This window comes from Desulfomicrobium escambiense DSM 10707, assembly GCF_000428825.1.
GTDB lineage: Bacteria > Desulfobacterota > Desulfovibrionia > Desulfovibrionales > Desulfomicrobiaceae > Desulfomicrobium > Desulfomicrobium escambiense.
In genome coordinates this window covers 1-16,376 of the sequence record NZ_AUAR01000026.1, presented here as the reverse complement: position 1 = coordinate 16,376, position 16,376 = coordinate 1, and the positions used below count along the sequence as shown (strand labels likewise).

Genomic DNA, 16,376 nt, shown 5'->3' with positions numbered 1-16,376 from the left:
TCAGTATATTGTTCAAAGATGCTCCCTGTTTGGGCGCTGTACGGAGATTTGTTCCCATTAAGGGTCCCGTGATCTAAAATTTAAAGAAAATAAAAGAAAAATTGAGATAATAAATTTGTAGTTGTGGATAAATTTTTTCCTGATGTTGAAAAATATGCGTTGACAATCCGGGAGCGTCGGCCAAGCGGGACAATGACGTTTCCGCGTCGAAGCCCCGGAAGTCGAAGGAAATATTGAAATTGTTTAATTACGCAATGTTAGCCTGTATAGAAAGAGTTAGCCCGAGTCGCGACAGGCTCCCCTTACCGGAGTTGTCGCAGGTCTGTCGCTTGGCTAAGACCCCTTCCCATGATTGACGCATGGGACCGAATTTCACACTCGCTGGAGAGGACGCTTTCTCCGGGGCACTTTCAGCTCTGGGTCAAGCCGTTGCAAGGCTGCCTCGAGAACGACACGCTCGTGCTCCGGGCGCCGAACGACTTTGTCTGCACCTGGGTCAAGGATCGCATGCTTGGCCGGATCAGGGATGCTGCGGCGGACGTGTTGGGATTTGCGCCCCGCGTCGACCTGGGTTCCGCCCAGGCCGGCGCTCCCATGCTTCCCGTGGAACCGGCCGCGCCCCAGAGACGCATTGTCACCCAGCAGATGGGGCTGCCCATGGCGCACGCCCTGCCCACCCAGACCATTCACAACTGGCGGCATCAGTTCGACGATTTCATCGTCGGCCCGTGCAACAACCTCGCCTATGTCGCGTCAAAGAGCTTCTGCCAGGACGTCGCGGGCTCGGATCAGCTTTTTCTCTGCTCGGCCCCGGGCCTGGGCAAGACCCATCTCGCCCAGGCCATCGGCAGCGAGATCGCCCGCCAGACCAACCGCCAGCATCTGCGCGTCTGCTATCTGAGTGCCGAGGAGTTCTCCTCCCAGCTCGTCATGGCCATCAAGGCCAAGGCCGTAGAGCAGTTCAAGACGCGTTTCCGCTCCGATCTGGACCTTCTCCTGCTCGAAGACGTGCATTTCCTGCAGGGCAAGGAAAAGATGCAGGACGAGCTTCTGAACACGCTGAAATCCCTGCAGAACCAGGGGCGGCGCGTGGTCATGACCAGCACCTTCCTGCCGCGGGAGCTGGCGGACATCGACCCCAACCTGACGTCGCGCTTCGCCCAGGGCTTCATGGCCGTGATCAACAAGCCAGACCACCAGACCCGGCTGTCCATCATCGACGCCAAGGCGCGGGCCGCCCAGGTGAACATGCCTGGGAGCGTCGCTGAGCTCCTGGCCACGCGCATCACCTCCGACGTCCGCCAGCTGGAGAGCTGCCTCAAGAACATCTTCCTCAAGTCCAGGCTCCTGAACATGGACATCTCCATGGACCTGGTCTGGGACATCCTCCAGAACTACGACCTCGGCGGCGGTTCCATCGACCTGGACAAGATCATCAGCTTCGTCTGCCAGGCCTACGGCTTCGGCTTCGACGACCTGTGCTCCAAGAGCCGCAAGCGCGACCGCGTCGTCGCCCGCAACACGGCCTTCTACCTGGCCCGCAAGCACACCGACCTGTCCCTGGTGGACATCGGCCGGCGTTTCAACCGCAAGCATTCCACGGTCATCAAGGGCATCGCCTCCGTGGAGCAGGAAGTGGCCCGCAAGACGTCGCTGGGCAACCAGATCGCCAGGACCATCAACCAGCTGCAGGCCTGAACCGGTTCCCCCTCACTTTTTCGGCACAACGAAAGGCCCGGATGCTGCCAAGCGCCCGGGCCTTTCGCGTTGCGTGTCGTCGATCAGCGGCTAGGAGCAGACCACCGCGCACTCCATGGCCTTTTCCAGCACCCGGCCGCCGCGGGCCGTGCCCAGGGCCGACTGCAGGGCGTCCAGGACCTGCGGGTCGTAGCTTCCCGCAGAGGCGCGCATGATCTCCAGGGTCTGGTCCGTGCTCATGGCCGGGCGGTAGGACCGGGGGCGGATCATGGCGCAGAAACTGTTGGCCACGCTCAGGACCCGGGCCTGGAGGCTGATTTCCCGGTCCTGCAGACCCTTGGGGTAGCCGCTGCCGTCCAGGCGTTCGTTCATCTGGTAGACGGCCTCGTAGACGGGCAGCTCGAAATCGATCTGACGCAGGATGTCCCCGGCGTGCTCCACGTGCTTCTGGACCCTCTGCTTCTCATCTTCCGTGAGCTGGTCCACCTTGGTCAACAGCGACTTGTCGATGAAGATCTTGCCGATCTGGGAGAGGTGGGACGCGATCTCCACCGTGGCCTTGTCCTCGGGCGAGAGCTTCAGGGTCTCGGCCAGCAGGGACGCCACGTCGCGCATCAGGATCGAGTGGCCGGCGAGGTACGGGTCCGTGAACTCGATGGCCTTGACCAGGGCCTCAACCGTCTGGGAGATGGCCTGGCGCTTGCGCTCCTCGGCCTTGACCATGCTCGTGATGTCGCGGAACACGGACACGATGCCCGTGGGCGCGCCCGAGTCCTCCTTGAGCATGACCTTGGTGATCTGGAAATAGTGCTCCTGCGACTTCAGGAAGATGCGTTCGGTGAAGGTCACGGGCCGGCCCGTCTTGAGGGCCTGGTCGTCGGACTGTTCCAGGCGCTTGCCCGTGTCGAAGCCGAACAGGGCGATGTCGTCGAGGCCCAGGACCTCCTCCTCGGGCCGTCCCACGCCGTCGGCCAGGGCCGGGTTGGCGTAGGTGTAGTTGCCGCTCAGGTTCTTCACCGCGATGAAGTCCGGGATGGTGTCGTTGATGGAGTCCAGGAAGTTGCGCTGCTGTTCGAGCTCCTGGGCCAGGTGCTGGAATTCCCCGGCGATGCGCTTCTGGTTCTGGCCCAGGGTGCGCCACCAGATGGCGCCGAAGAGCAGGCTCAGCACCATGGCGATGAGCCCGGCGATGAGCACGGAGATGCGCGTGTAGTCCTGCAGGCTCTTGGTCGCGTCCTGCACGTCCACTTCCTGCACCATCCACAGGTCGAGGTCGGGAACCTTGATCCCGAGGGAGAAGACGGGAGTCTGCCCGCCCAGGCTGTCACGCTTGGCGAACCCGAGGCTCCGGTCCGACTGCAGTTCGGGCGCAGCGGCCAGAGCCACCGCTCCCTCGGGCTTCCAAGGCACGATCTCCTGGAATCCGGACTCGGTCAGCTGCATGAGCCGCGTGCGTTCGCCTTTGGCCGACAGCGGCGTGTTGGAAACCAGGGCGGTGACGGTCGTGCCCGCGCTCTTGGTCAGCATGACCACAGCCACGGCCTTCTTGGTCCCGTTGTCCTCGGCCGTGGACAGGATGGGCACGAACATGTCGATGACCATGCCGTTGTCCGTCTGCCGCAGGGGCGCGAAGTGAGGCATGGGATAGGCGAAGGTCTTCTTGATCAGGCCGGACTGGACCGGCGAGAGCGGGACCATGCGGTTGTCCGAGCCGATGTAGGACTGGCCGCTGCGGTGCACGATGCGCCCGGACAGGAAGCCGGCGAAGGACGTGAAGTCGGCGAAGGTCTGGTGCATGAGGGGGAACTGGTCCGTGAGCTGGGCCAAGTGGTCGTAGTTCTTGCCCTCGGGGATGATGCCGGTGATCAGGAAGCTCGGGTCCACGTCGATGAGGTCCATGTCCGTGGCGTACAGCCGGAACAGGTCCGACGAGATGAGCTTGTCCGTCTGCTGCACCAGCCCCGACAGCCAGGTGCCGAAGACTTCCGCGCGGCTGTTGGCCAGAAGCTCCAGGCGTTCATGGACTTGCTCCTGCAGTTCTCCCTGCTTGACCCTGACGGTCCAGGCCACCCATGCCAGCAGGGCCGTGAGGATCAGCGAGATGATCGCGACACCCATCACAAGTTCCGACTTGCTCCTGCCTACGGGTGGAGTCGTTCTGCTGTTGTCTCGTGTCATATTCCCGTCTCCATTAAGGTTTTGTGTCCAGAGGGATGTGCGACCACCTGTACCGTTCGTTCAAGGAGTAGTACGGCGCGTAATGCTTGTACTTGTCGTGCGAGAAGATCACGCTGGTGACGTTGTCGAGGACCAGGGCGTCGCCGTCGATGAAGACCGCCAGGATCGCGTGCGCGATGCCCCGGATGCGGTCCTTCAGGATGACGATGCGCAGGTCGTCCGGTGAATAGCCCAGTTCCCGCAGCGCGAAATACTTGGTGATGGCGAAGTCCTCGCAATCGCCCGAAATCTTGAGAAATTCCTGCGGCGTGGCCCACCAGTCCGAGGTTCCGTAGGCATCCTGGTCCAGGCGGTAGGGCCATTTGTTGAAAAACGTGTTGACCGCCTTCAGTTGCTCCATGGGCGCAAGGCCCCTGGCCTGGGACATGATGCGCTGCCAGCTCGTGGCCCCCGGGGGGCATCCCGCGCCGCTGCAGGAGTTCAGCACCCGGACCTGGGCGTCGGCCTTGGACAGGACCCGCTTCCATTTGGGCAGGGCGTCGAAGTTGCCCCTGAACGCCGCGGTCTGAAAGAGCCGCACGGGTTGGCCCTTGGCGTCCTGTCCCGGCTGTCCCGAAGGCTGCGGCTGCCCCGAAGCGCGGCTTGCCGCTTCCTGCGTTCGGCTCTCGCCCCGCCAGGGCCTGGCCACCGCCTGTCCCGTCAGAGGCTGCGCCGGAACGTTTTCGGACGGGTCCGCCGGCGGCCGGGGCCTGACGCGCTCCGCGTCGGCAACCTGTTCCGGAGCGGGGTCGGCCGCCTCGGCCTTTTCGTCGGATACGGCCTGGACCGGTTCCGGGACGCCCTGGTCCTCCATCCTGTCCGGCGCGTCGCTGGCCCCGGTTACTTCGGCCCGGTCCCGCACCGACTGTCCGTTCAGTTCGGCGGGTGTCGCTGCGCCGTCTTCGCGGCCCTGATCCCCGGCCACGCTTGCGTTGTTTCGCGGGGAAGGGTTTTTTTCAGCCTCGCCGTCCGGTTCGGGTTTCGCGCCCTGCTGCGCCTCTGCACCCTGGGCCTGCTCCTGCCCGGCCCTGATTTCCGGGCCCGGCCCCTGCGCCCCCATGGGCTCCGCCCGCTCCGCCAGGAACAGGCCCGGCAGCAGGATGGCCGCCGCGATCAGCGTCAGGAGTGCCCGGGGCCGTCGCGTCAAGACATCACCGCTCCCTCAAGGCGTTCTCCTTGGCCTTGAGAATGGGTTTCAGGAGGTAGTCCAGCACGCTCTTCTTGCCCGTCAGGATGTCCACGCTGGCCGTCATGCCGGGGATGATGGGCAGCTTTTCGCCGCGATAGACGATGGCCGCGGCCTTGGTGCGCAGCTTGACCTTGTAGAAGCTTTCGCCCTTCTGGTTCTCGATGGTGTCCGCGCTGATCTGCTCCACGGAGCCTTCGAGTCCGCCGTAGATGGAGAAGTCGTAGGCCGTGATCTTGATCATGGCCTTCTGGCCCGGGTGCAGGAAGGCGATGTCCGCGGGCTTGATGTTGGCCTCGACGAGCAGGGTGTCGTCCAGGGGCACGATCTCGAGGATGGGCTCGCCGGGTTTGACCACGCCGCCGATGGTGTTGAGGATGACCTGCTTGACCGTGCCGCGCACGGGGCTGCGCACGTCCGTGCGCATGACCCGGTCCTTGCCGGCCGAGAGGGCGTGCAGCTTGGAGTTCAGCTCCACCTGGTGCTGGTTCATCTCCTGCAGGGCCATGGCCTTGAACTCGGCCATGCGCTGGGCCTCGCGCTGCTTGATCTCCTGGGCAGCCTGCTGGGTGCGCGGGATGGCCACGTTGAGGCTCTGCACGTCGCCGCGCAGGGAACTCACGGCGCGCTCCAGGGAGAGGTAGTCCACCCGCGGGTAGACGTTCTTCTCCATGAGGGGCTTGGCGATGGACAGCTGCTCCTGGGCCAGCTTCAGGTCCTGGGCGGCCTGGTTGCGGCGGATGGTCATCTCCTGGGCTTCCTGCACGCGCTGGGAGTACTGGCTGCGCAGGATGGCCATCTCCTGGTTCAGCTGGGCCATGCGGGCCTGGTAGATGGCCAGCTGGTCCCGGACGGCGTCGGGGGCCTTGGCGCTGACCTCTTCGGGGAAGGACGGCTCCGTGCCCGAGGCCTCGGCCTGGAGGCGGGCGATGGCGGCCTTGTGCTCCAGGGCCTGGCTGGCCACGTCCTTCAGGGTGCTCTGGGCCAGTTCGTTGCTGATGCGCACCAGGATGTCGTCCTTCTCCACGATCTGGTTTTCGCGGACCAGGATTCCTTCGAGGATGCCGCCTTCGAGGTTTTGGATGACCTGCACCCGTTGGGACGGGATGACCTGGCCCATGCCGCGCGTGACCTCGTCGAGGATGGCGAAGTGGGTCCAGGCGAGGAAGGATCCCAGCAGCAGGCAGATGGTCAGGGACAGGACGTAGGCCCAGCCGTGTCCGCGGCGGTAGAGGGCGGCGTCGACCTCGCTCATGAAGTTGAGGTCGGCTTCGGAATATTTCGGATTACTCACGTTTGGCTCCATTGCCGCGTTTCTGCAGTTCGGCCAGCACCGCGTTGCGCGGCCCGTCGGCGACGATCTTGCCGTCATCAAGGGCGATGACGCGGTTGGCCAGGGAAAGCAGGCTCGGCCGGTGGGTGATGAGGATCAGGGTCTTGCCCTTCAAGGCTGAGGCCAGGCGCAGCTTGAGCACTGCCTCCACGCCCACGTCCATGGAACTGCTCGGCTCGTCCAGGATGACGATGTCCGGGTCCAGGAGCAGGGTGCGGGCGATGGTGATGGCCTGCCGCTGCCCGCCGGACAGGGCCAGGCCGCGTTCGCCGACCTGCAGGTTGAAGCCGGCCGGGTTGTTCTTCACGAAGTCCGTCACGCCGGCGATGGTCGCGGCCCGCAGCAGGGCCTGGTCGCTGACGTGGGGGGCGCCAAGGGTGATGTTCTCGCGCACCGTGCCGTAGAACAGGAAATTGTCCTGGGCCATGTAGCCGATCTTGGCCCGCAGTTCGGCCGGGTCCAGCTGGCGGATGTCCATGCCGCCGATCTTCACCGAGCCGCGCTGGGGCATGTAGAGTCCTGTGATGAGCTTGCCAAGCGTTGTCTTGCCCGATCCCATCTTGCCGATGACGGCCACGTGCTCGCCCTGGGCGATGTGGAAGTCCAGGTAGGACACGGCGTTGGTCAGGCCGCTGGGGTACTTGAAGCTGACCCCCTCGAAGGTGATGGTGCCGCGCAGGTCCTGGTGCTCCATGCGCTGGGCCTCTTCGGGGCGTTCGCTGGGGATCTGCATGAGCAGGTCCAGGTTCTTGAGGGCCATGCGGCTCTGCTGCAGGCGGGTCAGCATGGCGGCCACGGCGCCCAGGGGGCTCATGGCCCGGCCGACGAGGATGGAGCAGGCGATGATGCCGCCCGTGGTCATCTCGCCCTGGGCGATGCGGTACACGCCCCAGATGACGACGCCGCAGTAGACGACCTGCGAGGCGAACTGGGTGAAGCTCATGGAGAAGGTGGACAGGGCCTTGGAGCGGATGGCCGAGCGCGCGCCCTGGCCCACGATCTTTTCCCAGCGGCCGAGCATGGAGCCTTCGGCGCGGCTGGTCTTGATGGTCTCCATGCCGCTGATGGCCTCGACCAGCAGGGCGTTCTTCTGCGTGGATTCCTTGTAGCCGCCCTCGATGGCGCGCTTGAGGGGCCCTTGCATGACGATGCCGACCAGGATGACGATGGGCGCGACCACGGCCGGAACCACGGCCACGGGGCCGCCGATGTAGGCGATGATTATGATGAACAGGATCAGAAAAGGCAGGTCCACCAGGGCCAGGAGGGTCGTGGAGCTGAAGAACTCGCGCAGGGCGTCGAACTCGCGCATGTTGTTGACCAGGGCACCCGTGGATTCGGGCTTGTGGTCCATGCGGATGGACAGGAGGTGGCTCATGAGCTTGCTGGCCACGAGGATGTCCGAGTTGCGCCCGGCGATGTCCACGAAGTAGCCGCGCAGGTTCCTGAGGGCGAAGTCGAAGAAGAATGCCAGGCCCACGCCCACGGCCAGGACCCAGAGAGTCTCTACGGCGTTGTTGGGCACCACGCGGTCGTACACGTTCATGGTGAAGATGGGCGAGGCGATGGCCAGCAGGTTGATGAAGATGGAGGCCAGGACGACGTGCCGGTAGATGGGCAGGAAATGGAAGATGGTGCCCCAGAACCACTTCTTGGTGTCGAAGATTTTGAGGCCTTCGGTGCGGCTGTCGAGGCGCCCCTTGGGCCGGGCGAAGACCGCGTGGCCGGAGTAGTTCTGCCGCAGGGTCTCGATGGGCGTGTCGAAGGGCGCGTCGGGATTCTCGGGCATGATGATGCGCGCGCTCTGCCCGTCCACCGCGGCCAGCACGCAGGCGCCGCCGTCGGTCATGAGCAGGATGCAGGGCATGTTCAGGGGCGAGATCTTCCCGATGTCCGGCTTGTGCCCGATGCGGGCGTCGATGCCCTCGCGCCGCGCTGCCCGGATGCAGGCGTAGGGAGTCAGTCCCTCCTGGGTCCGCGGCAGTCCGTTCTCCAGGGCCGTGACGGTCACGGGCCTGCCGTGCAGCCGGGAGACGATGGCCAGGCATTCGACCAGTGGGGGGGTGAAGGCGACCTGGGAGGGCGCGAGTTGCAGGGTAATGGAGGGCCGCGCCGGTTTGGCGGCGACGGTGGGGTTGACCTCCACGGGAGTGACATTCGGGTCGTTCATGCGCTCGCTACCTCTAGGATACAGAATTTGTAGAACATTATGCGCTCCCCCCTGCGCATGCAAGGGAAATCGGGGGAGACGACCATCGCCCGAAAGTGTGAGGCCGAATCGGGCGACGGGAAAATGGTCAAGGTTGGGTGTTGGAATTTTGCTATTGTTGTCAGATCGTTGCTGTGGAGAGGCGGTGCCCTGGTATGAGTTTCATGTAAAACACCACCTATTTGTATGTATTTCTTGGGTGCGCGTTTGTACTGTCTGCGGCATTTTGCGTCAAGGGCGCATGTAGGTATTTGGAGTGAATGAATAATTATATTTGTAAGTATGAAGATACGTTTTCATACTTGCCCCTCTGTATCCCCTGTTTACCGGAAGAGCATGAAGAGTGATTTCTCGGTTTCGTTATCGGCCTGTCGGCCAGGGAAGGGAGGGCATCATGGCAGAGACAATCAGCAACACGACACGAGTGGTCGAGGCGCCGCTGGCCGGCCAGACGATAGTCATCACGGCAACGGCGGGGCAGGACATTGCCCTGTCGGCGGCATTCGAACTGGTTGAACCCGTGCGCGAGGGGGAGAACGTCATTTTCGCCTTCGACAATGGCGGAAAGGTTGTCATCGACTTCGCCGATCTCGGTGAAACCCAGGTACCGAACATCGTTCTCGCCGACGGGACCATGTTGAGCGCCGAGGAGTTCCTGGCTTTCGTGGCCGGCGACCGCATGGCGGCCCTGGAAGGAGAGGGGGTCGAGCCCGCCGCCGGTCCGGCCGGGGGTGCTGCCGGCGGCGGTGTCGGCGCGTACGTGGATGACGCGGGCAACATCATCGACGGCGTGGACAAGCTGGGCGGCCTGGACCCGAGGGACTTCGCCACCATCACGGTGGAGCCCCTCGAAGCCGACCCGGAAGAGGAAGTGGCGGCGGTCGTGCCGCCGAACAACCCCCCGAGCATCGTCATCAATCTCGACGCCATCGGCGACGAGGTGGACGAAGCCGGGCTGCCTGAGGTCGGGTCCAATGCCGGGTCCGATGCGGAGTACGCGGCGGGCAGCTTCACCCTCTCGGACCCGGACGGCCTCGACAATCTCGCTGCGCTCACCATCAACGGCGTCTCCATCGCCATGGCGGATCTTGTCGGCAGCGCGATCATAACGGACAAGGGCACGATGACCATTACAGGATACGACCCGGCAACGGGCATCGTAACGTATGGTTACGTCCTGACGGCTGCGCAGGACCATGCAGGCGGTCCTGTCTCCGATTCCTTCACCCTGGTCCTGACCGACCTCGGGGGCCTTTCTTCCGCACCGGTCGACATCGCGATCAACATTGTGGACGACATGCCGACGGCGGACGATGACGGCCCGGTCGCAGTGACCGAGGACTCCGTGGGCTTCGTGTCCGGCAACGTCCTGGACAATGACGCCTCTGGCGCCGACGTGTCCAAGGAGTTCGTGTCCTGGACGGCGGACGGCCACGACAACGCGGCCGCCCTGGCCGCCCTTGGCGGGTACGGCAGTCTGGTCCAAGGCCCTGGCGGATCGTGGAGCTTCACCCTCGACAACACCCTTGCCTCGACGCAGTCCCTGACTGCCGAGGACAGCCTCAGCTTCGACATCTGGTACACCATGAAGGACGCCGACGGCGACGAGTCGTCGGCCAAGCTGACCATCGTCATCAACGGCGCCGACGATAGCGCCACGGTGGTCACGGCGGCGGCCCAGGGCCCGGACAACACCGTCGACGAGGCGGGCCTGAACCCTGACGGTTCCGAGGCGGCCCTGAACACCGAGACGGATGACGGCACGTTCGCGGTATCCGCCACGGACGGCATCTCCAACATCGTCATCGGCGGTCAGGTCTTCACCCTTGCGCAGATGCAGGCCTTCGACGGCACGCAGACTGTCGACACGGGTGAGGGCGTGCTGACCCTGACTGGCTACGCGGGCGACTCCTTCGGTGGAACGGTGAGCTACACCTATACACTGAAGGCGACCATCGACAACGACACCAAGGCCGGCGCGACGGACGGGCATTTCGACGACGCCGTGGCCCTGACGGTCAACGGCATCGGCGGGACCACGGCCAGCGACGATCTGGTCGTGCGCATCCTCGACGATACGCCGACGGCCGTCGACGACGCTGACAGCGTGACCGAAGGCTTGGGCAACATCGCCGACGGCAACGTGTTCACGGGCGCCGGCGGGACGGATGACAACTCCACGGACGGCCATGCCGATGTTCTCGGCGCAGATACGGAGAACCTCGGCGCCACGGTGACGGGCGCCCGTCTCGGAGTCGAGGCCGGCCCCGGCGCCCTGACGCTGGTGACCGCGGGCGGCGTGATCATCGCCGGTACGTACGGCGACCTGAAGATCGCGGCCGACGGCAGCTACACCTACACGCTCAAGACGGATTCGATTCCCCTTGGAGTGGGGAGCGAAACCTTCACCTACGAGATCACGGACGGCGACGGCGACACGGATCTGGCCCAGCTCGTGATTGATCTGAACCAGGACCTCCGCGTCCCCGACGTGACCGGCGACGCCCGGACCGTCTACGAGGATGGCCTGGCCGACGGTCAGCAGTACGGCGCCGACAGCGAGATCGTGACCACGGGCAGCTTCACGGTCAACGGCAACAACGAGAACTACACGCTGCTGCTCAACGGCGTGCCGATCGACGAAGCGGGCGACACCGTGGACACCGGCAAGGGCGTTCTGCAGATCACCTCCATATCCGACCCGGACGCGGGCGGCGTGGTGACCTACGGCTACACCTACACCCTGTCCGCCAATCTGGCCCATACCGGCCAGGGCGAAGTGAACCCCATCCTGGACGCCATCGCCATGTCGGTCACGGACGCGACCGGCGACAGCGACCCGACGCCTGGTTCCATCCTCATCTCCATTGTCGACGACATCCCGACACTCTCGGCGGGGAACCTTGCGGTGGCCAACGAAGTCGGGACGCACACAGGGGAATACGCCTTTGAAGTCGGCGCGGACGAGCAGGCTTTTGCCGACAGTTTCGACGCGGCCTCGCTGGTCTGGTTGAACCAGGCGTCTGGATTCGTCTTCGAATACGACGGCCTCGCGTCCAGCGCCTCGACGCTGGTCTATAACGCCAAGGACGCGGAAGGGAACGTGTTCTTCACCGTGTCGGTCAACAGCGACGGCACCTATGACTTCAACCTCGTCAACCCCGTGCCGGTAGCCGAGATCGAGATCCCGAGTCTGCTGGCCGGCATCTCCGGCGGCACGGGCCTTGAGAGCTACACCTTCCAGAGCGCCATGTTCGGTGGCCAGTTCGAGCTGGTGGCCACGGGCACGAGCAACGGCGCGGACGACGGGCTCTGGATTTCCGCCACGGACCTGGGCGTGGGTGACAACGTCATGCACGGCAACAAGGGTGATGTCCTCACCTTCGACGTGGTGCCCGTCGGCGACTCGACGGCCTCCATCTCCGAACTGACCATCTCCATGTCGGGCACGGCCGGGACAAAGGCCACGGACATGGTCACGCTCAAGGCCTACTACACGGACGGGACCTCGACCTCCGTCGATCAGGTCATCGGAAGCGATCTGGAAGTGACGTACGAACTCAATGTCGCCAAGACCGTGGATTACCTTGAACTGTACCCGTACGACAGCTCCGTGAGCTTCAAGATCGACGGGTTGTCCGCCAAGTACATCACCCAAGTCTACCCCGACGACTACGAACTGCAGTTCCAGCTGACGGGCGACGATTCGGACCTCGATACCGCTTCGGCCGGGTTCGTGGTCGCCGTGAACACGGAAGACGAAGACGGGTACGAAATCCACGGCACCAGCGGCCACGATTTCGTGTACGGCACGGACGGCGACGACGTCCTGTTCGGCCACGACGGCAACGACGTCCTCTTCGGAGGCAAGGGCGGTGACACCCTGACCGGCGGGGAAGGGGCGGACACCTTCGTCATCCTCGGCGGAGACCTGGACGGCGGCGTCGACCACATCACCGACTTCCATGTCGGCGGTGGGGACACCCTCGACGTGAGGGGCCTGTTCACGCCCGCCGCGGGCAGCGAGCTCGGGGACTATCTGGAATTCCGGAACGTGACGACTGTCGACGCGACGGCCAGGACTGCGGACCTGTACGTTGACCAGGACGGCTCCGGAGCCGGCGCGGCCGTTCATGTGGCCACGATCACCATCACGGGCCTGGCCGCCGACGTGGACACCGGGGCCGAGGTGCTCGGTGCCATGGAAAGCCAGATCAAGCCCGAAATGCCCTGACGGCGAGGGATTGCGGGAGGGCGGGCGAAGGCCCCCCCTCCCGCCGTTCAGCAGGAGTGTTCGCGAGTTGAGGGAAATCGTCGGAGGCAACTCCCATGATCGAGACACTGCGCATGATATCTTTTGCCGGGCAGCCCGTGCCCGATGACGGCCTGACCATCCAGACGCCCCAGGGCTGGGACCTGACGGTCTGGCCGGACGGGCGCTACGCCTTCGCACAGCCGGAAGGCGGCGCGGCGGGCGGGCAGGCGCCGGTCACGACCTACTACAGCTACGTCATGGAAGACATCGACGGTTCGACGTCCGTGGGGACCCTGGCCCTGAACCCAGGGGACGAGGCGCCCGGCCCCATGGAGGACTTCCAGGCCTGGTCGCTGCCCGAGCTGCTTCACGACGAGGCCGATGCGGCCCGGCTACTTCTCGGCGGCGAGGACGGACATGACCATGCGGCGGCCGCCGCGGATGCCCTTGTGCATGAGCCTCACCTTGATTTCATGGGCGACGGCTCCTTCGATGACGATCTGACGCGTCTCATTCTTCACTCCCAGAATTCATGACCCGGTTTGCTCAAAAGGCAGGCCGGGTTTCAGGGCGCAAGGCGCCCTTTCCGTTTCTGTCGTCCGGACAGAGCTGAACTTTCCTTTGCTTTGCGGGCGACCCGCCTGTGCGCTTTCGGAGATAGTCGGGTCTTCGTGACGCGAATACGGCGTGTTGATCGTGATTGTCATAAAAGAACATAAATTCGGCATGTTGCTGGGCCGTTGAAAAGGAGGGACGGCCGGGGCCTCACCCGAAAGTGTGAGCTGTGAGGTATGATTGTTCGGTTCCGATACTCATTCTTGTTAGCACTTTCTTCTTTTAACCACCTGAAATCATGCCTGGCGCTGTTGGGTGAGTACGAGAACTAATTTAATACGTTGGAAAATTTTTTTCATACTTGACCCCATTCTGGCTCACATTCATATACGTAACCATAATAAGAAAAATTATTTTTAATTCTTACCTATACCAAGTCCCGATCCGGGCGGAGGGTTCCATGGCTGAGACGACGCAGAACACCAAGCAGATAGTCCAGGCACCGCAGGCAGGCGAGACCATCGTCATCAAGGCCATGCCCGGACAGGACATTGTGTTGTCGGATGCCTTCGAGCAGGTCGATCCTGTCCTCGAAGGCTCGACGGTACTCTTCGCCTTCGACAACGGCGGCAAGGTCATCATCGACTTCGCCGACCTGGGCGAAGTCCAGATCCCGAACATCGTCCTCGCCGACGGCACGATGCTCGGCGTCGACGAATTCCTGGCCTCGGTCGCCGGCCAGAAGGAAGCGGCCCTGGGCGGTGAAAACATAGAGCCTGCCGCCGGCCCGGCAGCGGGCGGCACGGCCAGCGGCGGTGTCGGCTCGTATGAGGACGGAGCCGGCGACACCATTGACGGCGTGAGCAAACTGGGCGGGCTGGACCCGCGGAATTTCACGACGATTACGGTGGATTCGCTGGAGGCCAGTGACGCTGAGGTCATCCCAGACAACATTCCCTTCACCTTCGAAAACCCGATTGTGCAGCTGGACGACGACGCCCTCGGCGGGAATCCCGGCGGCTTGGGCGACGATGCCGATTCGCTTTTCGCCACGGGAACGTTGGGGTTCAGTTACGGACTCGACGGCGTCGGTTCCGTCCTGCTCTCAACCACCGGGCTCTCCCTGCCTACGGACTTCTCGGCTTCTGTTTCGGCTGACGGGCTTGAAATGATCATCAGCCAGGGAGATACTGATGTCTTGCGGATCACGCTGAATGATTCGACATCCGGCCAGTACTCCGTCGAACAGTTGGCCGCCATCGACCACCCGACTCCTGGGGCAAGCGAGGAGAATCTCCAGTTCACCTTGGGCTACCAAGTCACCGACGCGGATGGGGATTCGGCTTTCGGGACACTTTCCATCAATGTCGATGACGATACCCCTGTGCTTTTGGGTGAAGGGTCTGGAGTCGAGACGCCGGGTCAGGGAGGGGACATCTCCTACGAGGGCATTCCGGGGCCTGGTGAAGGTGGGAATTCTTTGGTCAATGGATTGGGTGGCCCAAAGGGGTTTGGTGAGACTTTTTTTGCCGCAAATGATGACGGTTCTATTGAGATTAATGTCACGTCGATTTTTCCAGAGGGTATGAATTTTTTTGGACAGACCTATACGAAATTTTGGATCAACAACAACGGAAATATTACATTCGATGGGCCATTGGGCCAGTTTACCCCAGACCAGATCACAGGGAATTACTCAAACCCCATGATCGCCCCGTTCTTTGCAGATGTTGACACTACAGGTGGCGCCGTCACTCCGACTCCTGGGGGAACCTCTACGGGAAGCAATCTTGTTTGGTATGACTTTGATCAGGCAAATGGTGTCATCACCATCACTTGGGATGATACGGGCTATTTTGGATCGAATACCGACAAGTTGAATGCTTTCCAATTGCGCATTTTTGACCAAGGCGGAGGGAATTTCTCCTTCGAGTTCCGTTACGAGAATATCGATTGGACGACTGGTGACGCCAGCGGCGGCACAGATGGGTTAGGTGGAACTGTCGCGCGTGCCGGTTGGACTGCGGGAGATGGTGAAAACTTCTATGAACTGCCTCAGTCTGGTGACCAGTCCGCGATTTTGGGCCTTGAAGGAACCAGCAACCCCTCCACAACGTCGGACGGCAACTGGGTTTTCAATGTAATCAACGGACAGGTTGTGGTTGGAGGCGGCATCGATTTCGTTACCGTCGAGGAAGAGTCGGTTCCGGTTTCTCCCCCCGACGAAGGCGTCATCGGTATCAACGAAACGGATGACAATTACTTGCACACGCTTCCAGGCACGATTCTGGACAACGCCAACTGGGGCGCAGACGGGTTTGGCGGAGCGACCGGATTCACTATTAATGGTACGACGTTCGCCGCAGGCGTGACGGTTTTTTGGGCGCAGGACGGAATGTTCCTTGGAACGACCGCTGATGGTGCCGCAGCGTCCCTGATCGTGAATGCCGACGGTACATATACCGTCACTATGTTGGACAACATGCTCATGGGACAGGATCTCCAGGGAGAGCAGATCGATACTTTGGCTACGGTGTCAGTCATCGGCATTGACGGCGATGGAGACCCGCTGAATGTTCCGCTGGTGATCAGTGTGGTGGACGACATGCCTGCTGTGAGTCCGGATACGGACAGCGTGCTCGAAGGTGGCATGGCCACGGGCAACGTGGTGACGGATGCTTCGGCCGGCGATGTGGGCGACAGCGACACCGGTGCTGACAAGTCTGGTGCGGACGGCTGGAATTCTGGTACGGTGGCCGTTGTAGGCGTCGTTGCTGGTGACGATGTCACTGTTGATACTCAGAACGCTTTAGCGCCGGTTGTTGGCCTGTACGGCACACTGACGTTGAATTCGGATGGCAGCTATACTTATCAGTCGAATCCTAACGTCATCGAAGCGGAAGACAATGCCGTGGACACGTTC

The 16,376-nt window shown here is 62.8% G+C and carries 8 protein-coding genes; 4 read left to right on the top strand and 4 right to left on the bottom strand.

Features of this window, described 5'->3' with window-relative positions:
* Positions 1-348 precede the first annotated feature (348 nt).
* Positions 349-1,698 (top strand): chromosomal replication initiator protein DnaA, encoded by a 1,350-nt coding sequence (locus G394_RS0115110; protein WP_028578380.1) that lies wholly within the window; start codon positions 349-351, stop codon positions 1,696-1,698.
* A gap of 90 nt (positions 1,699-1,788) precedes the next feature.
* Here G394_RS0115110 and G394_RS19485 read toward each other — a convergent pair whose 3' ends face one another.
* The 4 genes from G394_RS19485 to G394_RS0115090 all read right to left on the bottom strand — a co-directional run bounded on the left by G394_RS19485 (position 1,789) and on the right by G394_RS0115090 (position 8,604).
* Positions 1,789-3,816, bottom strand: a complete 2,028-nt coding sequence (locus tag G394_RS19485) for an HD domain-containing phosphohydrolase (RefSeq protein ID WP_051307241.1) — start codon at positions 3,814-3,816, stop codon at positions 1,789-1,791.
* Positions 3,817-3,889: 73 nt separating this feature from the next.
* Entirely contained in the window at positions 3,890-5,062 is a 1,173-nt protein-coding gene (locus G394_RS20400) for a transglutaminase-like cysteine peptidase (RefSeq protein WP_051307240.1), read from the bottom strand.
* A 4-nt stretch (positions 5,063-5,066) separates the two neighbouring features.
* A complete protein-coding gene (locus tag G394_RS0115095) occupies positions 5,067-6,407 on the bottom strand; it encodes an HlyD family type I secretion periplasmic adaptor subunit (RefSeq protein ID WP_051307239.1) in 1,341 nt (446 codons plus the stop codon).
* Positions 6,388-8,604 carry a type I secretion system permease/ATPase gene (locus G394_RS0115090; RefSeq protein WP_028578378.1) on the bottom strand — a complete coding sequence of 739 codons (2,217 nt, stop codon included), beginning with the start codon at positions 8,602-8,604 and terminating at the stop codon, positions 6,388-6,390. Before G394_RS0115090 ends, G394_RS0115095 begins: the two co-directional genes overlap by 20 nt.
* Positions 8,605-9,037: 433 nt before the next feature.
* Between G394_RS0115090 and G394_RS0115085 the strand changes: the two genes are divergently transcribed.
* The 3 genes from G394_RS0115085 to G394_RS20395 all read left to right on the top strand — a co-directional run.
* Positions 9,038-12,877 (top strand): VCBS domain-containing protein, encoded by a 3,840-nt coding sequence (locus G394_RS0115085; protein WP_028578377.1) that lies wholly within the window; start codon positions 9,038-9,040, stop codon positions 12,875-12,877.
* 95 nt (positions 12,878-12,972) lie between these two features.
* Positions 12,973-13,434 carry a hypothetical protein gene (locus G394_RS0115080; RefSeq protein WP_028578376.1) on the top strand — a complete coding sequence of 154 codons (462 nt, stop codon included), beginning with the start codon at positions 12,973-12,975 and terminating at the stop codon, positions 13,432-13,434.
* 479 nt (positions 13,435-13,913) lie between these two features.
* Positions 13,914-16,376: nidogen-like domain-containing protein (locus G394_RS20395; RefSeq protein ID WP_211226299.1), on the top strand; the 2,463-nt coding region annotated here is incomplete at its 3' end.